This window comes from Streptomyces sp. NPDC006430, from assembly GCF_040612395.1.
In the GTDB taxonomy this organism is placed as follows: domain Bacteria; phylum Actinomycetota; class Actinomycetes; order Streptomycetales; family Streptomycetaceae; genus Streptomyces.
Window position 1 is genome coordinate 114,657 of the sequence record NZ_JBEXQA010000001.1, and the last position, 21,188, is coordinate 135,844.

18 protein-coding genes and 1 pseudogene are annotated in these 21,188 nt (G+C 71.5%); 10 read left to right on the forward strand and 9 right to left on the reverse strand.

Annotation, left to right across the window (positions count from 1 at the left end; genetic code table 11):
- The first annotated feature begins 51 nt into the window (after positions 1 to 51).
- The 3 genes from ABZZ20_RS00610 to ABZZ20_RS00620 are packed head-to-tail and all read left to right on the forward strand — an operon-like array spanning position 52 to position 2,737.
- The gene (locus ABZZ20_RS00610) at positions 52 to 1,299 is read left to right on the forward strand and encodes a sensor histidine kinase (protein WP_356865216.1); all 1,248 of its coding nucleotides are present in this window, start codon (positions 52 to 54) and stop codon (positions 1,297 to 1,299) included.
- Positions 1,287 to 1,937 carry a response regulator transcription factor gene (locus ABZZ20_RS00615; protein WP_356865218.1) on the forward strand — a complete coding sequence of 217 codons (651 nt, stop codon included), beginning with the start codon at positions 1,287 to 1,289 and terminating at the stop codon, positions 1,935 to 1,937. Before ABZZ20_RS00610 ends, ABZZ20_RS00615 begins: the two co-directional genes overlap by 13 nt.
- The gene (locus tag ABZZ20_RS00620; RefSeq protein WP_356865220.1) at positions 1,934 to 2,737 is read left to right on the forward strand and encodes a hypothetical protein; all 804 of its coding nucleotides are present in this window, start codon (positions 1,934 to 1,936) and stop codon (positions 2,735 to 2,737) included. Before ABZZ20_RS00615 ends, ABZZ20_RS00620 begins: the two co-directional genes overlap by 4 nt.
- 132 nt (positions 2,738 to 2,869) lie before the next feature.
- Here the strand turns inward: ABZZ20_RS00620 and ABZZ20_RS00625 are convergent, their stop codons facing one another.
- Both ABZZ20_RS00625 and ABZZ20_RS00630 read right to left on the reverse strand, forming a co-directional pair.
- Entirely contained in the window at positions 2,870 to 3,700 is an 831-nt protein-coding gene (locus ABZZ20_RS00625; protein ID WP_356865222.1) for a hypothetical protein, read from the reverse strand.
- Positions 3,700 to 4,980 carry a VWA domain-containing protein gene (locus ABZZ20_RS00630; RefSeq protein WP_356865224.1) on the reverse strand — a complete coding sequence of 427 codons (1,281 nt, stop codon included), beginning with the start codon at positions 4,978 to 4,980 and terminating at the stop codon, positions 3,700 to 3,702. Before ABZZ20_RS00630 ends, ABZZ20_RS00625 begins: the two co-directional genes overlap by 1 nt.
- Positions 4,981 to 5,156: 176 nt before the next feature.
- Between ABZZ20_RS00630 and ABZZ20_RS00635 the strand changes: the two are divergent.
- From ABZZ20_RS00635 to ABZZ20_RS00645, 3 genes and pseudogenes are all read left to right on the forward strand, one after another.
- A pseudogene (locus ABZZ20_RS00635) lies at positions 5,157 to 5,317 on the forward strand (dipeptide epimerase); the annotation flags it as partial.
- Positions 5,294 to 5,437: a hypothetical protein gene (locus ABZZ20_RS00640; protein ID WP_356866158.1), complete on the forward strand. Its 144-nt coding sequence runs from the start codon at positions 5,294 to 5,296 to the stop codon at positions 5,435 to 5,437. The pseudogene ABZZ20_RS00635 and the gene ABZZ20_RS00640, both read left to right, overlap by 24 nt.
- Before the next feature lie 127 nt (positions 5,438 to 5,564).
- Positions 5,565 to 5,843, forward strand: coding sequence for a hypothetical protein (locus ABZZ20_RS00645; protein ID WP_356865226.1), 279 nt, complete (start codon positions 5,565 to 5,567; stop codon positions 5,841 to 5,843).
- A gap of 72 nt (positions 5,844 to 5,915) precedes the next feature.
- Here ABZZ20_RS00645 and ABZZ20_RS00650 read toward each other — a convergent pair whose 3' ends face one another.
- On the reverse strand, positions 5,916 to 9,395 hold the full coding sequence (locus ABZZ20_RS00650) for a M28 family peptidase (RefSeq protein ID WP_356865228.1): 3,480 nt from the start codon (positions 9,393 to 9,395) through the stop codon (positions 5,916 to 5,918).
- Between the two features lie 178 nt (positions 9,396 to 9,573).
- Here ABZZ20_RS00650 and ABZZ20_RS00655 point away from each other — a divergent pair, with 178 nt between their 5' ends.
- Positions 9,574 to 10,533, forward strand: a complete 960-nt coding sequence (locus ABZZ20_RS00655) for a LysR family transcriptional regulator (RefSeq protein ID WP_356865230.1) — start codon at positions 9,574 to 9,576, stop codon at positions 10,531 to 10,533.
- Between the two features lie 51 nt (positions 10,534 to 10,584).
- Here the strand turns inward: ABZZ20_RS00655 and ABZZ20_RS00660 are convergent, their stop codons facing one another.
- From ABZZ20_RS00660 to ABZZ20_RS00675, 4 genes are all read right to left on the reverse strand, one after another.
- The gene (locus ABZZ20_RS00660; RefSeq protein WP_356865232.1) at positions 10,585 to 11,214 is read right to left on the reverse strand and encodes a TetR/AcrR family transcriptional regulator; all 630 of its coding nucleotides are present in this window, start codon (positions 11,212 to 11,214) and stop codon (positions 10,585 to 10,587) included.
- Between the two features lie 109 nt (positions 11,215 to 11,323).
- Complete coding sequence (locus ABZZ20_RS00665; protein WP_356865234.1) at positions 11,324 to 13,387, reverse strand: discoidin domain-containing protein; 2,064 nt, start codon at positions 13,385 to 13,387, stop codon at positions 11,324 to 11,326.
- Between the two features lie 343 nt (positions 13,388 to 13,730).
- Entirely contained in the window at positions 13,731 to 14,918 is a 1,188-nt protein-coding gene (locus ABZZ20_RS00670) for an aromatic amino acid transaminase (RefSeq protein WP_356865236.1), read from the reverse strand.
- Positions 14,911 to 15,885 (reverse strand): DMT family transporter, encoded by a 975-nt coding sequence (locus ABZZ20_RS00675; protein ID WP_356865238.1) that lies wholly within the window; start codon positions 15,883 to 15,885, stop codon positions 14,911 to 14,913. Before ABZZ20_RS00675 ends, ABZZ20_RS00670 begins: the two co-directional genes overlap by 8 nt.
- A gap of 127 nt (positions 15,886 to 16,012) precedes the next feature.
- Here ABZZ20_RS00675 and ABZZ20_RS00680 point away from each other — a divergent pair, with 127 nt between their 5' ends.
- Positions 16,013 to 16,471, forward strand: a complete 459-nt coding sequence (locus tag ABZZ20_RS00680) for an Lrp/AsnC family transcriptional regulator (protein ID WP_356865240.1) — start codon at positions 16,013 to 16,015, stop codon at positions 16,469 to 16,471.
- Here the strand turns inward: ABZZ20_RS00680 and ABZZ20_RS00685 are convergent.
- Both ABZZ20_RS00685 and ABZZ20_RS00690 read right to left on the reverse strand, forming a co-directional pair.
- A complete protein-coding gene (locus ABZZ20_RS00685; RefSeq protein ID WP_356865242.1) occupies positions 16,453 to 17,088 on the reverse strand; it encodes a hypothetical protein in 636 nt (211 codons plus the stop codon). The two genes, ABZZ20_RS00680 and ABZZ20_RS00685, sit on opposite strands and share 19 nt — an antisense overlap.
- The gene (locus tag ABZZ20_RS00690; RefSeq protein WP_356865244.1) at positions 17,088 to 18,551 is read right to left on the reverse strand and encodes a hypothetical protein; all 1,464 of its coding nucleotides are present in this window, start codon (positions 18,549 to 18,551) and stop codon (positions 17,088 to 17,090) included. The genes ABZZ20_RS00685 and ABZZ20_RS00690 overlap by 1 nt, the downstream gene beginning before the upstream one ends.
- A gap of 430 nt (positions 18,552 to 18,981) precedes the next feature.
- Between ABZZ20_RS00690 and ABZZ20_RS00695 the strand changes: the two genes are divergently transcribed.
- Both ABZZ20_RS00695 and ABZZ20_RS00700 read left to right on the forward strand, forming a co-directional pair.
- Positions 18,982 to 20,265: a tryptophan 2,3-dioxygenase gene (locus ABZZ20_RS00695; RefSeq protein WP_356865246.1), complete on the forward strand. Its 1,284-nt coding sequence runs from the start codon at positions 18,982 to 18,984 to the stop codon at positions 20,263 to 20,265.
- Positions 20,266 to 20,295: 30 nt separating this feature from the next.
- Positions 20,296 to 21,180 (forward strand): hypothetical protein, encoded by an 885-nt coding sequence (locus ABZZ20_RS00700; RefSeq protein ID WP_356865248.1) that lies wholly within the window; start codon positions 20,296 to 20,298, stop codon positions 21,178 to 21,180.
- The last annotated feature ends 8 nt before the right edge of the window (positions 21,181 to 21,188 follow it).

The window sequence follows — 21,188 nt, forward strand, 5'->3', positions numbered from 1 at the left end:
CGGGCACCAGGGTGATGGCACGGCTCTGACCAGTGCGATTACCGTACGGGTATGGGACTTTCCGGGGCTTCGAGGCGTACCACTACCTGGATCGCCGACCATGCGCCCTGGTCGCCGTGGGCCCGGCGCAACACGGCGTTCACCGTGGCCTCGATCCCCATGGCCCTGCCCGCCGCGTCCGGGTTCACGTACGCGGTCGTGGCGCCGGGTCGCACGCCGGCCGTGCTGCTCGCGGTGCTGCTCCTGGGACCACTGCTCACCCTCCTCCAACGCAGCCGGTTCCGGGAGCTGCTGGGGATGGACATACCGGCCGTCGGGTACCAGCACCGGCCGCTCGTTCCGCGCGGGTTGCTCGAACGGATCCGCTCCGAGTCGACCTGGCGGCAGTACGGGTACCACCTGCTGGTCAGTCCGTTGGCCGGCATCGGCGGGGTACTGATCGTCCTCGCCTGGGCCGGCGGGGTCACCGGGGCCACCGTCTACGCCTGGGCGTGGCTGCTGCCCGTCGGGGACCGCGAGGCGGGTTGGACCCAGGACTTCGACGCGGCCACCGTGTTGGGCTGCCTGCTGCTGCTGGCCGCACCCTGGCTCACCGCAGCCCTGGCCCGGCTCGACGCCGTCGCCGCGGTCGCTCTGCTCGGACCCAACCGGGCCAAGGAGTTGGCACGCCGCGTCGAGGACCTCGCGGAGAGCCGGGCCGGCGTGCTCGACGCCGCCGACCTCGAACGTCGGCGCATCGAACGGGACCTGCACGACGGCGCCCAGCAACGGCTGGTCGCCCTCGCCATGAACCTCGGCATCGCCCGCGCCACGCTCACCGACCTGCCGCCCGAGGCGAAGGCCGTGATCGACGAGGCCCACCGCGAGGCCAAGGAGGCCATCGAGGAACTCAACAACCTGGTACGGGGACTGCATCCGGCGGTACTGGAGGACCGGGGGCTCGACGCGGCCCTCTCCGGGATCGCGGCACGCGCGCCCCTGCCCGTCGAACTGACCGTGGAACTGGCGCGGCGCCCGGACCCCACCGTGGAGGCCGTCGCCTATTTCGTCGTCTCCGAAGCCCTCGCCAACGTCGCCAAACACGCCCGCGCCTCCCGCTGCCGCGTGGACGCCCGCCGCGACGCCGACCTGCTGCGCATCACCGTCACCGACGACGGGGTGGGCGGCGCGGACCCGGCCCGGGGCACCGGACTCGTGGGCCTGCGCAAACGCGTAGGGTCGGTCGACGGAACCATCCTGATCAACAGCCCCCTCGGGGGCCCGACCGTCGTGACTGTGGAGCTGCCGTGCGGGCTGTGATCGCCGAGGATTCGGTGCTGCTGCGAATAGGGCTGGTCAAGGTCCTCGACATGGCCGGCTTCGAGGTGGCCGCCGAAGCGGGGGACGCCGAGACCCTGCTCGCCGCCGTCGCCGAACACGAGCCCGACCTGGCGCTGGTCGACGTGCGCATGCCGCCCGGATTCACCGACGAGGGCGTGCGCGCCGCCCTGATGATCCGTCAACAGTGGCCCACGACCTCGGTCCTCCTGCTCTCGCAGTACGTCGAGGAACGCTACGCCGCCGATCTGCTGGCCAGCCGGACCGGGGGCATCGGATACCTGCTCAAGCAACGGGTCGCCGACGTAGAGGAGTTCATCGACGCCCTCAAGCGGGTCGCGGCCGGCGGCACCGCCCTCGACCCGCAGGTCGTCTCGCAGCTGCTGCTGCGCCGCGGCGGCATCGATCCCCTGGAACGACTCACCCCGCGCGAGCGGGAGGTCCTCGCCCTGATGGCCGAGGGTCGTTCCAACGCCGGCATCGCGGCCCATTTGGTCATCAGCGAAAGCGCGGTCGCCAAGCACATCAACAACATCCTTGCCAAGCTCGACCTGCCGCAGGCCGACGGAGACCACCGGCGGGTCCTGGCGGTCCTGCGCTTCCTGGACGGCACGTCGTGAGCGGGGGCGGCGCGCCGCCCCGCTCGCCGCAGCGCACGGCGTGGATCGTGGTCGCGATCCTCAGCGCCGTGCTCGTCGTCGCCCCGGTCGCCCGACAGGTCTGGTCGTACCGGTCCACCCAGAGCGGGACGCTGAACGGGGGCAGCGGTGAACGGTCGGTGGCCGCCCTGGAGATCGACGCCGGCAGCGCCGACGTGCGCATCAGTCCCCGTTCCGACCGCCAGGTGGCCTACCGGGCCGACATGCGCTGGTCGCTGACCCGGCCGGAGATCGAGGAGAGCTGGCTCGGTGACACCCTGCGGCTGACGCCTCGCTGCCCGGCGGCCGGAGGCGTCATGAAATCCAGCGTCGGCTGTTCCGTCGACCTGGGCGTCACCGTGCCCGCCGGCATCCCGGTGAAGGTGACCGCAGGATCGGGAACCGTGGACATAAGCGGGCTGGGCGCGGCCGTCGACGCGGAGGTCGGGGCGGGGCAGCTGCGGCTGAGCGCGCTGAGCGGACCCCTGCGGGCGAGCGTCGGCTCGGGCTCGCTCGACGCCTCGGGACTCACCTCGCCACAGGCCGACATCCGGGCCGGGGCGGGCGCCGCCGTGGCCCGCTTCGCGGCTCCGCCGCAGCGGGTCACCGCCCGGGCGGGTACGGGCCGGCTCCGGCTGACCGTGCCCACCGCGACCAGGTTCCAGGTCACGGCCCGTGCGGGTTCCGGTCACTGCGAGGTCGCACCCGGGATGCACGATCCCGCGGCCCCCGGCCGGCTGGACATATCGACGGCCGCGGGTCGTGCCGAGGCGGGCTACTGAGGCGCACCCCACCACGCGGCCGGGCCGCCCTCGACGGCGGCTTCGGCCGCGTCTGCCGGGCCTTCGGAACTTCGGGCCTTCGGGCCTTCGCCTGGGGGCGGCCACGCCGGGGGCGTGGCCGCCGGTCCGGTGTCAGGCGCCGGGGGGTACCCGTGAGGGGCGGCCCGTTCCACGGGTGAGCGAGTACCCGAAGATGCCGGCGAGGGCGCCGAGCAGTCCGCCCGCCGCGGTCCAGATCCAGCGGTCGGACCACCGGCCGCCGGACCAGCCGTCGGCCGGCGCGCCGACTGCCGCCGGCTGCTGCTTCGCCGAACTCCCTGAGCCCGTCTGCACGGTCTTGCCGATCCCGGGTACGAGCGGCGCCGCGAGCGCGCCGTCCACGGCGAAGGCGCCGCCCGTGTCCTTGGTGGTGGCCTCGACCTCGGCCCGTACCGGGAGGCCGAGGTCCTCCTCCGCCACGCCGACGACCGTCAGCCGTACGTAGTAGCTGCCGGGCAGCGGGTCGTTGGCCCAGGGTTCCGCCCCCGGGCGGACGGTGCGCAGGGTGCAGGACAGCTCGACCGAGGCTGCTTCCTTGGCCGCCGCTGCCGTCTGCTTGCCGTACATGCACGGCTGGCGGCGGCGCAGCCCGTCGTAGACGTCGAGCTGCCAGGTTGAGGCGCCGTGCCGGTTCGCCGCCGGTGGCAGCTTCACCGAGGCCTTGACCGTGGCCCGCTCACCCGAGTCCAGCGGGACCACCCAGTAGAGGTAGTCGCCGGTGGACGCGTCGGCCGTGGCGCGCTGGCCCGGCTGGACCGCCGTGGCGGTGCGGAAGGCCGTACCCGCCTCGGTCGGTCCGGACGCCTTGCCGCCCGGGCTCGCGCTCGCGCTCGCCGACGGGGTGTCCGCCGAGGCCGCGCCGGCCGCGCCGAGTGCGCCGCCGACGGTGAGGGCAGCGGCGGTCAGTATGCGTACGGTACGCATCAGTTCGTCCTCCAGACCGAGATACGCCAGCGGGAGATCCAGCCCCACAGCAGGCCGGCGACGAGTCCGGCGAGCACCAGCACGCCGAGCAGCCACCAGCCGCGGCCGAGACCGAACGCCGCCACGTCCGAGGCGTCGTCGGGCCCGTCGACCAGGTCGATCGTGAGCTCGACGGGCAGGCCCGGGTCCGTCTTGACCGAGGCGGGCGCCGAGAAGGAGCTGCTGACCTGGAGGCAGACGGTCTCCGCGACCGGCTTGCCGTCCCCGTCCGTGTCGGCGTCGCCCAGTTCGGCCTTCGGGTAGCGCAGGCCGGTCGAGATCACGTCGGTGCGTCCGTCGCCCGCTTCCGAACCGCGGACGATCTCCCGTCCGTGCACGGTCGTCGCCCGCAGCACGACGCCGTAGTCGTTGTTGACCGCGCGGTCGGCGGCGATGCTCACCGAAGCGCGCAGTTCCTGGCCGGGCTTGACGTCGACCCGGTACCAGCGGTGCTCGCCGAACGTCTCGCGGTCGGTGTACAGGCCCGCCCCCAGCTGCGGTGCACCCGCACACTGCTTGGCGCCCTCGGTCGCCACCGGGGTGACGACCGGGGTGGCCGCCCGGTCCACCAACTGCTTCACACGACCGGAGAGTTCGGCGGTGTGCTGCACCGAGGTGTAGGTGCCACCGGTGGCCTCGGCGATGCAGATCAGCTGGTTGCGCGTCTTGGCGTCCGGGACGAGCCCGAGCGTGTCGATGACGAGGTGGATGCCTTTGGCCGCGATGTCCCGCGCGACCTCGCACGGGTCGAGCGGGGCGCAGGTGTCCTCGCCGTCCGTGATGAGCACGATCCGCCGGGTGGCGTCGCCCCCCTTGAGGTCCTCGGCCGCGCCCAGCAGGGCCGGCCCGATGGGGGTCCAGCCGGTGGGGGCCAGGGTGGCCACCGCGGCCTTCGCCTCGGTCCGGTCGAGCTTGCCGACCGGGTAGAGCTGCTTGGTGTCCTTGCAGCCGAGCTGCCGGTCCTCGCCGGGATAGGTGGCCCCGAGGGTGCGTATCCCGAGCTGCACCTCGTCCGGTGTGGCGTCCAGTACCTCGTTGAAGGCCTGCTTCGCCGCGACCATCCGGGACTTGCCGTCGATGTCGGTCGCCCGCATCGATCCGCTGACGTCCAGGACGAGTTCGACCTTGGGGGACTCCTTCGCCACCGGTTCGCCGGCGACGGCATTCGCCGGGAAGAGCCCGACCGCCAGAGTGGCCAACAGGCCGCAGGCCCCGGCCGCCACCCATTTTCTTGTGATCATCGCCGGATCGTATTGAGGATCGAGCGCCAAACCAAACCGTTCCCCCGTACCGGGGTTCACGCTCGATGGCCACCCCTACGGGGCCGAAGCGGTCGGCTGGGCCCGCTGCCCCACCGTCCTCGACCCGGCCGCGCCGACCGGACCGGAGTACCCGTACCCGTGGGCGGCGGTGCCGGATGAGCCCGACCCGGCACACCGGGCGACTCGAACTGGCGCAGCCGCTGCGCATCTCCCGTTCCGTGATGGCGCGCCGCGCCGCGCCGCAGTCCGGGCGACCGTCGAGCACGGCGGGCTGCGCGGCCACGGCGAGGCGGTGAGCAGCGCGTACCTCGGCCTGCCGGCCGAACGGACCACGGCGCACCTGGAACGGTCCCGTGCCGGCCTCGAAGGCCTCCCCGATCCGGAGACCGCCTGGCACGTGCTCGCTCGGCGTCGAGGCCGCCGGGCCACCCTGTGAGGACCGCGGCCGGCAGGTCGTCGGTGCCGGCGTGCGACCCACGACCCGGCACCCACGACCTGCCGGCGCCGCCGCCCGCGACTACCCTGGACGAGGGGACGGCGTGCAGTGCCCCGGAGGCGACCCCATGAGACGACGCCATCACTTCCACATCGATCATGCCGGGCACTCCGTCAGCGCCACCGTCGAGACCGGCCACCGGGTCGAGGTGGAGATCCTGGTCGACGGCAAGGAGACCGGCCACGGCACCACGCACGATGACCGGCCGGTCACCGTGCAGGTGGAACTGCCGACCGATCCGCCGCAGACGGTGTCCGTCCGTACGACACCCGGCCCCGGTGTTCCCCGCTGCGTCCTCGAAGCCCCGGACGCGGTTCCGCAGGTGATGTCCCCGCGCCCCTACTGACACGGCCGAGCGGCGTGCGACCCGACCGTGAAAGCCGGGTCGCACGCCGCTCGGGACGGGCTCAGGCGGGCGTCAGCCCACCTGGAGGGTGACGTCGTCCACCACGAAGGAGGTCTGGAGGGACTGGTCCTCCGCGCCCTGGAACTTCAGGCTGACGGTCTGGCCGGCGAACCGGGACACGTCGTAGCTCTTGAGCACGTAGCCCGGGGCCGCGTCCAGGTTGGACAGGGTCTCCAGGGTCTGGCCGCCCACCGAGACGGTGAACCGGTCGTAGACCACGTTCTCGTTCTCGTCGGTGTCGATGTGGAGGTAGAAGGAGAGCCGGCCCGTGGCGCAGCCGGAGGGGAGGGTCAGCGACTGCGAGGCGCTGTCCGTGTGCGAGCTGCCGTAGCCGTTCAACCAGGCCATGTAGGCGCCGCCGTGCGCGACCTGGCCGGACTGGTTGGTGATGACCCCGGAGGTGGCGGTCCACGGGCTGCTCCCGCTTTCGAAGTCGCCGTTGGCGACCACCTGGCGCGGGGTGCACGTGCCCCCGCCGTCGCCGACGGTCAGGGTGTAGGTCGTGCTGTGTCCGACCGTGCCGCTACCGGTGACGGTCAGGGTGTACGTCCCCTGCGCGGTGCCGGCACCGACCTGGACCGTGAGCGTCGAGGAGCTGCCGGACTGCACCGAGGTCGGGTTGAGCGTCGCGGTCACGCCGGACGGGGCTCCGGAGACGGACAGTGCGACCGTCTGGGGGTTGCCGCTCACGGTGGTGGTGTTCACCGTGGAGGTGACGCTGCCGCCCGGATTGGCGGAGCCGGCGGCCGGGGACGTGCTGATCGAGAAGTCCTGCGCCGGGGTGTCCCCGCCGACGGCCTGCTTCCATATCGCGTAGGCGACGCCGTCGGCGCTGCGGTCCAGGACCGTCGCGTTGATGTTGTTCGCGGTGTCGCAGGAGCTGTGGTAGCAGGAGTCGTACGCCGCGTTGGCGGTGCCGCCCCACTTCGTGGCCTGTGCCGAGGTCTTGCGGGCGCTGGCGCCGGCCGCGTAGCCGGACGTGGGGATGCCGCCCTGCTGGAAGGAGTAGTCGTCACTGCGGCCCTGGCCCTCGGTGTTCTCCTCGGGGGCGAGGTTCAGCGAGGTCCAGTACGCCTTCAGGGGAGCGGCGGTGGTGGAGTTGAGGTTGTTGATGAAGTAGCCGCCGTTGGGCGAGCCGACCATGTCGAAGTTGTAGTAGCCCTTGATGGCGGCCTTCTGCGCGCTGCTGAGCTGGCCCACGTAGAACTCCGAGCCGTTCAGGCCCTGCTCCTCGTCGGTCCACCAGGCGAAGCGCACGTGCTTGGTCATGGTGGGGTTCTTCTGCGCGAGGACGAGCGCGTTCTCCAGCAGGGTCGCGGAGCCCGAGCCGTTGTCGTTGATGCCCGGACCCGCAGAGACGCTGTCGAGGTGGGCGCCGAACATGACGATCTGGTCGGCCGGGCCGCCAGGCCAGTCCGCGATCAGGTTGTTGGACGGGTAGGTGCACGAGGTGCAGTTCTGCTCGGTGACGGTGAAGCCGGCCGCCTGCAGCTTGCCCTTGACGTACGCCAGGGACTGGTTGTACCCGGCGCTGCCGGCCCGACGGTTTCCGCCGTTCTGCGAGGCGATCGTGTTCAGCTGGGTCAGGTGCGCCTGGACGTTGGCCACGTTGATGTTGGGCGGGTCGGTGCCCGGCGGGGTCCCACCGACGTTGAGCGCGTAGTCGACGGTGTGCGCGAGGCTCGGGCCCTGGCCCTTGACGGTGACGGTGGAGGCTCCCGGCGCCGCGTTGGACGTGGCGGAGAGGGTCAGCGTCGAGGACTGGCCGGACTGCACGGTGGCCGGGTTGAACGAGGCGGTCACTCCCGACGGCAGGCCCGTGGCGGTGAGGGTCACCTGCTGGGCCTGCCCGGTGGTGGTGTTGGTGGTCACGGTGGTGGTCACCGAGGCGCCCTGCTGGACGGTGCCCGACGGCGGGTTCAGCGCCAGCGAGAAGTCGTCGTTCTGACCGCTCGGGGTGCAGGTCGGGTCGCCGGACTGGGCAGGCACACTGATGGCGTCCCAGGCGGCCTTGGTCCTGGTGAACAGGTTGCAGGTGGTCGGGTCGAGCGACTTCGCGGAGCTGAGGGTCGCCGTCCGGTACTTCTTGTAGGACATGCTGCTGGTCTTGAGCAGCATGCCGCCGTAGAAGATCTTGCCGGCGTTCTGGACGCCCACGCCGGTGACCGTGGACTGGTTGCAGGTGGGGCTGCTCGGCTTGCCGCCGCCCGGGTTGCTGCCTTCGGCCAGCAGGTAGAACCAGTGGTTCAGGGGCCCGGCCGCCGCGTGGACCTCCGTGCCGGGTATTGCGGAGCTGTAGCAGGCCGGGTCGTTGTTGACGGCCGGCGGGTTGTACATGTTCCGGATCGGTCCCCGGCCCTGGAGGTCGATCATCTCGCCGACGGTGTAGTCCGGAGTGTCGTACGGGGCCGGCTCGTTGGCGTACGCCTCGGTCAGCGCGCCGAAGATGTCTCCGGTGCCCTCGCCGAGCCCGGCCTCCTGGCCGCTGGTGCCGCCGGGGGTGTTGGAGTCGATGGCGTGCCCGTACTCGTGGCCCACCACGTCGATCCCGGCGATCCACTCGTTGGCGCTGTTGTGCCCGATGGTGACCGAGCTGCCGTCCCAGTAGGCGTTGAGGTCACCGAGGCCCACCTTGCCGGGGAAGCTGCGGCCGTTGCCGCTGACGCCGTTGCGGCCCAGCCACTGACCGAGCATGTCCCACTGCTTCTGAGCGGCGAACATGAGGTCCGTACAGCCGGTTTCCTTCGACGTCGCACTGCCCGTGCCCCAGGAGTCCGAGGACTTCGTGAAGACGCTGCCGGTGCTGTAGTCCGCGCAGCTCAGACCGGGCCGGTTCGGGTCGCGCAGCGAGTACGAGCCGCCCGAGGCCGTGGTGTCGATGGTGAGCGGGTTCGGGCCGTTCCACTTGCTGGTGCCGCTGCCGGCCACGACCTCGTCGTGACGGTCGACGACCTTGCCGGTGCGGGCGTCGACGAAGACGTGCAGCTTGCTCGGCGCCGTCTTGGTGCTGCCGGAGAGGACGGTCTCCCAGGCGAGGAACTGCTTGTCGTCCTTGATCTTGACGACGAGCCGGCTGTCGAGCACCTTGTCGACCTTCGCCAGCTCCGCGCGTGAAGTGGCCTCCGCCGCCTTCGCGGTGACGGAGGGGGTGGTCGCCACGTCGATCACGGTGGAGGAGGCCGACTGGAGGGCGCGGACCCGTCCTTCGCCGTCGGCGAGGACGACCGCGTCGCCGCCGACGACCGGCAGGCCGCGGTAGCTGCGTTCGTAGGAGACGGAGTACAGGTCCTTGACCCAGGGGGTGACCAGGCGCCGGTCGTACTGCTGCTGGGGCGAGTTGACCAGGGTGTCGAGACCGCTCCTGACCGCCGCGTCGGCGGCGGCGACCGCGCGCTCGGCGGACTTCGCCCGTGGGGACGGGGCGGGCTGGGCGTGCGGTGCGGCGGACGCGGCGGTGGCCAGCGTGCCGGCGAGGCCCGCGGTCAGCGCCATGGCCGCCACGGAAGCCATCCATCTGGTGGGCTGCAAGAGTCCACTCCGATCGTGTGTGGGGGGTTGCGGCTGGCTGTTCGCGCCGAGTATGGGCGTGGACATGGCGAGATTGGGACATCTCTGCGCGCATAAGACCCGCGTTATGGTGCGGTGAGGTCACGCTGCGTACGCTGCCGGGATGCAGCTGGAGTTGAGGCATCTGCAAGCCGTGTGCCAGATAGCGGAGTCCGGAAGCCTGGGCGGCGCGGCGCGGCGGCTGGGCGTCTCCCAGCCGGCGCTCTCCGCGCAACTGCGCAGGATCGAGCGGGTCACCGGCGGCGAACTGTTCGTCCGCGGCCGGCACGGTGTGGAACCCACCCCGCTCGGCCAGTTCGTGTTGGCCAAGGCCCGCCGCGTGCTCAACGAGATGGAGACGCTCGGAGCGGAGACGCGCGCCATGGCGACCGACGCCCCGCTGCGGCTCGGCTGCATCCTGCTCGTGCTGATCGACGGCCTGCTCGCACGGACGGACCTGATCCTGTCCGGGCGGGAGATCACGGTGGACGTGGAGCACTCGGTGACCGCACTGGTACGGATGCTCGGGGCGGGTCGGTACGACGTCATCGTGTACGGCGAGGTGAACGACCACGAGGTCGCGCTGCCCCAAGGGGCCCTGGCCCGGACCCTCGTGCCCAAGGAGCCCTTCTGCGTCCGGATGTCCACCCGGCACCCCCTCGCGGGGCGGGACGTCCTGGACCTCGCCGACCTGGCCGACGAGCTGTGGATGACCCTGGTGGAGGACGACGACGGCGGACCGGAGGCCCTGGTCGAGGCCTGCGCGAAGGCCGGCTTCGTCCCTTCCCTGCGCTACCGGATCACCGACCGCAAGATGCGCCACGACCTGGTGGCGGCGGGCCGCGCCATCTCCCTCACCCAGCCCACGGCCCCCGCCGTGGAGGGCACGGTGATGCGCCCGCTGCTGGGCACCCCGATCACGGGCCGCATCCGGCTCGCCTGGAACCGCTCGGCCGTTTCCCCCGGGCAGGCGGAAGCCCTCTACCGTGCGGCGGCCGGTGCGTACCTGGCCAACGTGGACAACAACGCCTTCCACCGGACGTGGTGGAACGCCCACCCGGAGGCCCACCCGCTGCTCGGGTGAGAGGCCGACCCGCAGTGCGTTCCAAGGGCTCCAGCGGGCCCGGTCCGCTCCTCAGGTGGGGACGTGGCCGGTGTACGGGAGGAGCTGTCCGTCGAGGACCAGGCCCGCGACGTGGTCGGTGACCATGTCGAGGATCTCCGCCGCCGCGGTGCCGTCGCCCAGGACCAGGAAGTTCAGGGTCAGCCCGTCCGTCATCGCCGCCAGATAGCGGGCCAGCACGGGGACGGGGACGCTCAGTTCGACGTCCGTGCCGCGACGCGCCTGCTCGATGAGTTCGCCGTACGTGTCGCAGTACAACGCGTACTGCCGCCGCGCCAGGTGTTCGAACCCCGGCTCGCGCAGGGCGTACTGCGTGAGCTCGTACGTGAGCATGTGTTCGGCGGGGTGGGCGCGGACGTGGTCCCAGTACGCCTGGAACCCGGCCCGGACGGTCTCGTGGAGGGTGGTGCGCGGCCGGATCGCTTCCTTCACGACGGCCAGGTAGTGCTCGGTGATCGTCTCGATGACGGATTCGAGCAGCGCCTGCTTGGAGTCGAAGCAGTAGTGGAAGACGCTCAGTGACACGCCCGCCTCGGCGGCGATCGACCGCGTCGTCGTCCTGGGGACGCCGTCACGGGTCATCGCGCGGATCGCGGCCTCGGTCAGCTGCCGACGCCGCTGCGCCAACGGCATCCGTGCCATGCGGATTCGGTTCCCTTCGTTCGCGTGCCGCGCCGGACGGTCGCCGGGGCCGGCCGGATCGGCTCACCCGATCCGGCCGGCCCCGGCTCCGGAGGTCGCCCCGGCGCCGTCAGCTGCTGTAGACGCCGACCTCGTGCAGGGAGTAGCCCCACTGGGTGCCGCGCCCCACACCGTGGATGCGTACGTAACGGGCCGGCACGCCGGCGAACTGGGCCGTGTCCAGGCCGCCGTCACCGGTGGTGGTGGACCACACGGTCTGCCAGTTCGTGTCGTCGGCGGAGACCTCGATGCGGTACGACCTCCCGTACGCGCGTTCCCAGTCGAGGGTGACGCGCTTGACGAGGCCGGGGGATCCGAGGTCGATGCGCAGCCACTGGTCGTCGCTCCAGTCGCTCGCCCAGCGGGTGCCCGTGTTGCCGTCCACGGCACGGCCGGGCGCGTAGCTGACGAACGGGTTCCACTCGGCGGAGCTGGCCGAGGCGGACGCGCCCGCGGCGAGGTTGACCCCGGCCTTGTGCTGCTCGGACGCCCCCCAGGTGTGGAGGTAGGACTCGGCGCCCTTGAAGAGGTCGTCCACGACCCCCTGGCCACCGACGAGCCGGATGTCCTCGATCCAGTCGGGGACCAGGCCGTAGTGCGAGGCGCCGTCGGTGTTGAGGTCCCAGGTGCGCTGGCCGGTGGTCTGCTTGTCGATGACGGAGCCGCCGTCGGTGCTGCGGAACGGGTACTTCACCGGGTTCGGGGTCTCGGCGCCGCGCGGGCCCGGCCAGCCGCCGACCCCGTTCATGTCGGTGCCGTACCCGTAGCCCACGTGGTACTTGTCGCGCAGCGCGTCCGTGCGCTTGGCCTCCGCGCTGAACGCCTCGGAGCCGCTCATGTACTGGGCGGCGAACCCGCCGAGCTTGTAGAGGCGTTCGGTCCAGCCCAGGTCCATCCAGCTGTGCGAGGAGATCACGCCCGGGTACGACTCGGACTCAAGGATGTCGAAGGCCCGGCCCGCCGCCTTGACGCTCATGTGGTCGACCTCGAGCATCATCTTGCGCTTCATCATGCCGCGCACGGCGTACTCGCCGAGGTCGGTGAGACCGCGGGTGTTGCACTGCGAGTCAGCGGCGTACGAGGGGACCGCCACCCCGGCCGGCAGCTCCTTCTGTGCCGAAGGCGCCGGCGCCAGGCCGATCGGGTTGTCGTGCTGCGGGCCGGCGCACTGCTCGGTCTTCCAGAAGGTGCCGGTGGACAGGAACTGCCCCACGTTGATCGCCGTACCGAGGGCGCCCTCGTCGAAGCGCACCCCGCACAGCGCGTTGTCGAACTTGTGGCACAGGAACATGCTGCGGACGCCGATCCGGTGCAGCTCGTCGAGACCGCGGTCGATGTCCTCCTTGCTGCACTGGGCGATGTCCAGGATCTGCTTGCAGCCGAACGGCTCGGAGGTCTCCACGCCCAGGACCACGGCAAGCTTGCCCTGCTGGATCACGTCACGGGCCTGCGCGGAGTCGGTGACGATCCGGAACCAGCCCTTGCCCGGGCCGCCGTACATCTTGTCGATGTAGGCCTGCATGTCGTAGGACTTCTGCGCTTCGAGGCGGATGGCGGTCATCTCGTCGCAGCTGCGGTCCTTGAAGAAGTAGACCGAGCAGATCACCCCGTTGGTGACCAGGTCGTTGACGAGCACCCGCTGACCGCCGCGCCAGGCACGTTCGATCCAGGCGTAGTAGTTCTGCTGGTGGGTCAGCGAGTCGTGGGCGGGCCAGTCCTTGAACGTCGGCCACCCGTTCGGGTCGTGCTTGCCGTCCCCGCCCTTGGTCACGAAGTCGAAAATGGCCAGCGAGCCGTCGGGGTAGTGCTCCGGGCAGTCCTTGAGGGCGTCGGCGACGCCCAGGTCGGAGAAGGCCTTGCCGCAGATCAGCCGGCCCCCGAAGCCCTCGTTGGACATGATGTGGTCGTGGGCGTCGACGAAGCCCCGGACCTGGCCCTGGGCGTCGGTCCCCTTGAAAGGCTCGCCCGTGACGTTGATCTGTGAGTCGGGCGCGGGCCGCGCGGTGGGGTTCCACCAGCCGGCCTCGGTCTCGGCGGCGGCGCCGGGCGCGGGGCCGAGGGCCATGGCCAGCACGGTGAGGAGCAGGGCCAGCACCGCGAGGGGGCCGCGCCTGCTGTGGGGAGATCGGGTCATGGTCATCACTCACGTCGTCGGTCGGCGGAGGGCGCGGTCGAGGACGCAGACCGTCTGAGGGAGCCGGTGAATTGTCATGTCCCGCGCAGGCAGTGCGACGAGAATCGTCACTGGCGCGAGCAGAGTCAATAGTCCGGGACAGATGACCTGATGGAATGTCAGCTTGAGCGCCCCGGGGCGGGCCGGGGCGTGGCGTGGCGGGGAAGGCGAAGGGGGCTGCGAGGAAGACGCCGCCCGCGAACCCGCCGGCGGGGAACCGGAGCGCACCTACCGTCGTCGCCCCCGTGCCCCGCCGGCCCGCACCCGCGGGCGGACGCCGCGGGGCGGGCGAACCTTTCCGGTCCTAGCCCTCGTCGAGGACGGCCGCGATCCCTTGCGCGAGGCAGGAGATCCGGTGCGCCGGGATTCCCGCGATGTTGATGCGCCCCGCGGTCGTTCCGTAGATCGCGAACCGGCTCCGCATCCGCAGCATCTGGCGCGGCGTGAGCGGCAGCATCGAGAACATGCCCTTCTGCCGTGCCAGCACATCGGCCGGAGCGCCCCAGCCCAGCGCGGTCAACTCCGAGGTCAGATCCCGCCGGTTGGACTCGATGCGCCCGCGCATCTCGTCGAGCTCGGTGCGCCAGAGGTCCCGCAGCCCGTCGTCCTCCAGGATCGTCGTCACGACCGCGGCGCCGTGCTCCGGCGGCATGGAGTAGAGGGTACGGGCCGCGTTCTGCAGCGCCGTTTCCACGTGCCGCAGCGACTGGCGGGACGAGCCGAGCACGACGGCGCAGCCGGTGCGGTCGCTGTACAGGCCGAAGTTCTTCGAACAGCTGATGGCGATGAGCATCTCCGGCACCCGCTCGGCGAGCATCCGGGTGGCCGCCAGATCGGCTTCCAGGCCGTCGCCGAGCCCGTGGTACGCGAGGTCCACGAACGGCACCCAGCCGTTCCGCTCGGCGAGCTCGGCCAGGGCCTCCCAGGCCCGGGCGGACGGGTCCACCCCGGTGGGGTTGTGGCAGCAGCCCTGGAGCAGGACGACGTCGTCGCGCCGCGCCCCGGCCAGGTCGTGCAGCATGCCCGTCGTGTCGGCCCGGCCCTCGGCGTCGAGCCAGCCGTACGTCCGCACGGTCAGGCCGGCGGCCTCCAGGATGGGCCGGTGGTTGACGTACGCGGGGTCGCTGATCCACACCGTCGTGCCCGGCCGGGTCCGGCAGATCAGATCGGCCAGCAGGCGCAGCGCGCCGCTCCCCGCGACCGTCTGGACCGCCACGGCCCGCTCGGTCACCCCGCCGGAGCCCAGCACCATCGAGAGCATCGCCCGGTTGAAGGAGGTGTTGCCGGAGAGCCCGCGGTACTCCTTGGAAGCCGAGCGCTCCGCGAGGCGCATCTCGGCCTCGCGGACGGCAGCCATGACCGGGGTGCCGCCCGTCTGGTCGCGGTAGACGCCGAGGACGAGGTTCAGGCGCTCGGGCCGCGCGTCGGCGCCGTACGCCTCGGTCAGGTCCCACAGCGGGTCGACGGGCGGCGGGAGGAGGAGCTCAAGCATGGACGGGAACCTCGGGCTGGGAGCTGGGGCGGGGGCGCCGGTTGGCGAGGGCGACACCCGCGGTGATGAGGGGGACGCCGACGAGTACGGCCACGGTCGGCGACTCGTCGAGCAGGGGGACGGCGAGCAGGACCACGGCGACCGGGCTGAGGCTGCCGACGGTGGAGCTGCGCTCCGCGCCCAGACTGCGGATGGCGAAGGCGTACAGCAGCCCGGCGCACAGACCGACGCCCAGTCCCTGCACCACCAGGAACAGGACTATGTCGCTCCCTGCCGCCGAAGCCAGGCCGGTGGGCAGTACGCCGGTCAGGACCAGCAGTGCCATCACCGCGAACGAGGGCAGGCACAGCAGCCCGATCGATCCGACCGGATCGAGGTCCACTTCCTTCAGTCCGACCGTGTACAGGGCCCAGAGCCCGCTGGCGACGAGCAGGATGCCGGAGCCGGCCAGCACGTGCGTGTTGAGCGGGACGACGTAGCGCCAGACCAAGGCGACCACGCCGACCGCGATCAGCCCGAGCCCGGCCGCCTGCGTCCCGCGGGGCGCGCCCCGACCGCCGGCGACCATCAGTGCGGAGACGAACAACGGCACCATCCCGGGGACGATCGAACCGACGAACGCCGCCGACGTGAGGGAGCCGCCGTACATCGCGGCCAGGAAGAACGGCACCCCGGCGCCGCAGGCGATCTTGAGCGCTGCGGCCGGGCGCACGGCCGCGATCCGCCGGCGACGCCGCCACAGCGCGGGCGCCAGGACGAGGAGCGGGACCCCGAAGCGCAGCAGGGCCGCGTCGGCGGGCAGCAGGGAGGAGGTGCTCAGGGCCCGGGCGCTGAGCGCGAAGGCGGCCCAGATCAGTACGGTCACGACCAGCGCCAGGGTGCCCTGCGCCTGCGGGGAGAGCCCTCGGGGGCCGGCGGTGCGGGCCGATGGGGGCGCCGCCGCGGGCACGGCATTCGTGGTGACCAAGGGGGCTCCTTCAGCCTCGTGGGCCGGAACCGGCCAGGAAGCAACGCTAGATCTTTTGTCGGGGCAGCCGATTGCCAGTTCTGCCCCTCGGACATACGTTTGGGGCAGAATCTGCCAAGGAGTGGTGATGGACGCGGTCGATCTGCAGATCATCCGGGAGTTGCAGGCCGACGGGCGGCTGTCCAACCAGGACCTCGCCGACCGGGTCAGGCTGTCCCCGTCGCCCTGTCTGCGCCGGGTGCGGCGCCTGGAGGAAGCCGGTCTGATCCGCGGGTACACGGCCATGGTCGACCAGGTCGCCTTCGGCCTGCCGATCACCGTGTTCGTCCGGATACGCCTGGACCGGCACACGAAGGAGGCGGTGAGCGTCTTCGAGGAGCACGTCGCCGTGATCGAGCACATTCAGGACTGCTATCTGATGGCCGGAAGCAGCGACTACCTCCTGAGGGTGGTCATCGAGAGCCTGGAGGCGTACGAGGCCCTGGTCCGCCACCGCATCCACGCCATCCCCGGCATCGCCTCGATCGAGTCGAGCTTCGCGTTCGGCAGCGTGAAGCAGTCCAGGGTCTATCCCAGCCCCGCGTGAGGGGGCGCGACCGGGGGCGGCGCCTGGAGGGGTAGCAGGTCGATGGGGGAGTGCAGGTGCAGTGTCGCGGGCAGGTCCAGCCGTCCCTGGCGGGACAGGAGGACGCGCTGCCGCACGGAGAGCCGTGCCTCGACCGTGCACGCCGCGCCGCGCAGGGCGATCAGCTGCCCGTCGCGGACGACGGCGACGAGCCCGCTGATCCGGAAGACGACGGTGAGCTCCACGTCGACGGTGGCGGCGCGGGCGCCGTCCACCAGCACGTCCACGTAGGGGCGGTGCGTGGAGGTGATGCTGTGAGTGGCCAGCGCGACGACCTCCTCGCTGCCCAGCGTCCGCCGGGTCCGGCGGGCGGCGGCCTTCAGGGCGGCGTGCTTGGACCAGCCCCCGGCCGCCAGGGAGATGAGGTCCAGGTCGAGAAAGCCGTCGATGACGGAGGCCAGTTCCGTTTCGACGGCTCGGCCCGCGGTGCTGGTGAGGCCCCGTACGCCGGGGAGGATGCCCGAGGCGGCCTCGTTCTCGTGCAGGAATTCGGCGAGCTCGTGGGTGCTGCGTCCCTCCTCCCGGCCGAGCAGGAAGGCCCGGACGGTGAGTGGCTCTACGACGGGGGCCGTGGTCATCAGCGTTCCTCCTCGAAGGTCTGGTCCCCCGGGTCCTCGTGCGGCTCCAGCCGTACGGTGCGGGTCGGCCGGTCGGTGTCCCGGTCGGGCTCGGTCAGGTCCGTCATCGCGGTGGTGGGGCGGATCTGGGCGCTGACGTGCTCGTGCACCCAGCGCGGTCCCCGGTGGGCGCGGCTGAGGAACACGAATCCGGCGGCGGCCAACAGGAGCACGCCGAGCAGGCTCGGGCCGACGACCCATCCGACGGGGGTCGTGGTGTTGGTGGAGTGGGGCGTCACGTCGATGGGGGTGCTGTCGCCCGGATCGGTGCGGCCGGGGTCGGCGCCACCCGGATCGGTCTGGCCCGGTTGCGTACCGCCGGGTTCCGTCTGACCGGGTTGCGTACCGCCGGGTTGCGTACCGCCGGGTTCCGTACCGCCGGGACGTGTGGGGCCCGTCACGCTGAACGTGGCCTCGGCCGCCTGTTCCGGCTCCGCCGTGCAGCGCGCCAGCAGCGTGTAGTCGCCTTCGGCCGCTCCCGGTCGTATCCCGAGTGCCGCGGTGAACGTGCCGTCGTCCGACACCGCGTGCGTGTCGAGCGGCTCACCGTCCCACAACAAGTCCACAGTTGAACAGTTGAACCCGGAACCGGAGACCGTCACCCGCGCGGTACCGGCCGGCCCCGACGTGGGATCGAGCGTCACCGTCGGGTTCTGCTCCGTCCCGGCGCCGGGGGTCACGGTGAACGGCGCCTCGGCGGAGATCTCCCCGTACCCGACGCACACGGCCGTTATGGTGTGGACTCCGGGAGCGGCGTCGTCCGGCACGGGAAGGCCGGCCGTGAAGGTGCCGTCCTCGACGGTGAGCTGCTCGGGGGCGACGGCCTCGACGGGGCTGTTGTCCCAGCGGAGCGCGGCCACTCCGGTTCCGGTTCCTCCGTCGACGTCGTTCGCCGCACAGCGGTCGAATCCCGAGCCGGCCACGCGGATCGAAGTCTGCACGGTGCCCTCGGACGGCTCAAGCGCCAGACGGGGCTCGGCCGCGGGCTCGGGCCGCAGTTCCACGGTGAACGTGGACGTGGCGGTGAGGTGCCCCTTTCCCTTCAGGGTGCAGGTGGCGGTCACGTCGTAGCCACCGGGGGTGGCGTCGGACGGTGCCGTGACGTCGGTCTCGAACTCGCCGGATTCGAGGTCCGCGCGGGTGACACTGGGGTTGGCGCCCTCCCAGGTGACGTGGATGTCACCGGCGCTCGCCCCGCTGCCACCGTAGGGCGCGTAGGTGTGGCAGTCCTCGAAGCCGTAACCGCGTACGACGATCCGGGTGCCGGGCAGGCCGTGGGTGGGGCTGAGCTCGATGGATCGGGCGGTCTCGACCCGGCCCGGCGGTGCGGAAGCAGCCGTGGCGACAAGTGGGCCCCAGGCGAGCGCCGTGCTCAGGAGCACTGCGGTCAGCGATCGGGCGGCCAATCGGGCAATGGGAAACATGACCCTCCGTGAGCTGCTTCCCATTCTCCTCCGTCGAGTCCGCGACGCCCAGTCCGCCGAGGAATCCGTCGAGTTCGAGGAGCGCTCGGCGCCGACGTGCAGGCAGGTCGTACCTGGTGTTGTGGGTGGACAGCTGTCCGTGCTCCGGAAGCCTTCGGTCCCGGGCGATGCGCCCCGCCACGATGAGCGCGCGTCCGTACGCCGTGAGTCCCGTCGTGTCCCCCCCCGGGGCGAGTCCGCCCGGCGTTGAGAAGACTCCCCCGTGCGACCGACACCGGCGAACCGGAATATTCATCTGAATTGATCACTGCGTGAGGTGCCCGGGCAGCGGGTTCCGGGTTCCGTCCGCCGTGCAGCAGGACTTGAGCGACTCTCCAGGATCTGTGGCGAATCTCGAGTGACCCACCGTTCGCCGTTGAGGAGATTCACCATGGATGTCACCGAGGAACCGCTTTGGCGTGAACTCTGCGGCTGGCGCGATTGCGGCGGTAGGCGGGACTTTCCGTACCAAGCCGTGATCAGCCACCTGCGTGCCGTCGGCAAGCACTTCCTCCCGCACCGGATCCTGGAGGTCCTCGCGGAGTGCCGGGACGTGCTGTCCGCGCGGCCGTCCGGAACGCACGGCGACGCCGATGCGGGAACCGTGCTCGCTCGTTTCCTCGGTGTCGTCCTGGACAAGTTCGACGACCGCTACGACTACCCCAGCTACACGGCCCTGCCGCTGCTGAGGGGGTCCGGGCCGGCGACGCCCGGCGACTGGCAGGCGCTGCGCCGCCGCCGCGACCGGACGGTCCTGCTGTTGCTCGCGGACCTGGTCGGTTTCGAACGCCGCGTCCTGGACGGCGCCCCGTCCGACCCTCAGGGCATGCTTCCCACGCCCCTGCTGTTGAACAAGCGGTTACGGCTCGCGGCGCGTGTGATGGAGGCGGCTGCACTGCGCGTCCTGGACGGCGCCGTCGACCCCGTCGCGGTCGCCACGACCCCGGGCCGGACCCCGGCCGGCGAACTGGCCGACGCGGTGATCGCCACCGCCAGTGACGAGGAGCGGCTGCTCCTGCTCACCAGCGTGCAGCCCGTCTACGTCCTCCACGATGAGTACCTGTTCCTGCGGGTCCTGCAGTCGTTCGAGGCGACCTTCACCTTCATGTCCGCGACGCTGGACGCGGCCGTGGGCGTCCTGCGCGGCGAACGCCCGGCCGAGGCGGCCGCGCTGATCGCCTCGGTCGCCGACGTGCTGCGCGAGTCCCTGCCGCTGTTCTCGCTGCTGGCCACCATGCAGCCCGAGTCCTTCCAGGAGTTCCGGCAGTTCACGGACGGCGCGAGCGCCATCCAGTCGGAGGGCTACAAGACCTTCGAGTCGTACTGCTCCACTCCCGCCCGAGCGCGGCTCGATTCGCCTGCGTTCACCTCTGTACCTGACGTGCGCGACGCGGTACTGGCCGGACGGGAGACCGTCCAGGGCACCTGGGAGGACGTGATCTCCAGCGGCTGGCTCTCCGAGCCGGACGCCGCCGTCGTGCGCGCCGCCGCCCGGCAACTGGAGGCGGTGCACCAGCGGTGGAAGCAGACGCACTACCGGCTCGCCGTCCGGATGATCGGTGAGCGGACCGGCACCGGTGCCACCGAGGGGGTGCCGTACTTGAAGTCGGTCATCTCCAACCGGCTCTTCCCCGCCATGGAGAACGCCTTGGAACACCAGCCCGTCGCCGGCTGACCGATCCCGAACCGGAGGACACCAAAGCTTATGAGCAAGCGAGCCACGACCGGGCGACCGGGGGCCGCCCGCCGCGCACTGAACCCGCAGGCGGAAGACCGGTTGCTGGTCTTCGAGTACGACCGGGGCAGCAACTACGAGGAGGACACCCGGCTCACCACGGCCCTGTCCGCGCTGCTCCCGGAGGACGGGCTCGTCCACCCCGACCAGCGGCTGTTCCAGTCCGTGCACCTCATCACGGAGTACGCGTGGGCGGCGATGCACTTCGAGATGGTCCGCGCGGTCGGCCTCCTCGACGAGAGCGACTTCCTGCTGACCGCGCAGGTGCTGGACCGGTCCGCCGCCCTGGGCCGGATCCCGGTGCAGGCGTTGCACACGCTGGTGGAGTTCCTGCCACAGACCGCCCTGCTCACCATGCGCGACACGTTCCCCGAGAACACGACGGGACTGGACTCTCCCGGCGCCCGCAACCTGCGCCGTGCCGCGCAGCCGCTGTGGGCGGCGTTCACCCGTGCGCTGGAGCGCTCCGACCTCACGCCCGAGGACCTGATCACCGCCCAGGGCCGCACCACCCGGCCCGCCGAGACGGAGCGCGCCGCGGCCGAACTGGCCCTGGTGCGACAGAGCCTGATACGCCTCGACGGGGCGGTCGCGGACTGGAAGCAGCTCCACCTGCGCATGGTGTGGGGCCAGTTGGGCGGTCACCCGGAGGCCGCCGCGTATTCCCCCGCCGGGTCGTCCGGTACCGGGTCGCGCCCCGAGGGCGGCCCCTCCTGTCCCATGCAGCCGACCAGCCTGCGCGGCGAGTCCACGCTCAGCCTGCGCAAGATGGCCGAACGCACGCTGTTTCCGCAGCTCTGGGACTCCGTGGATGCCATCTACCGACGTTTCGTACCCGCCGACGCGGCCTCCTGACCCCGAGG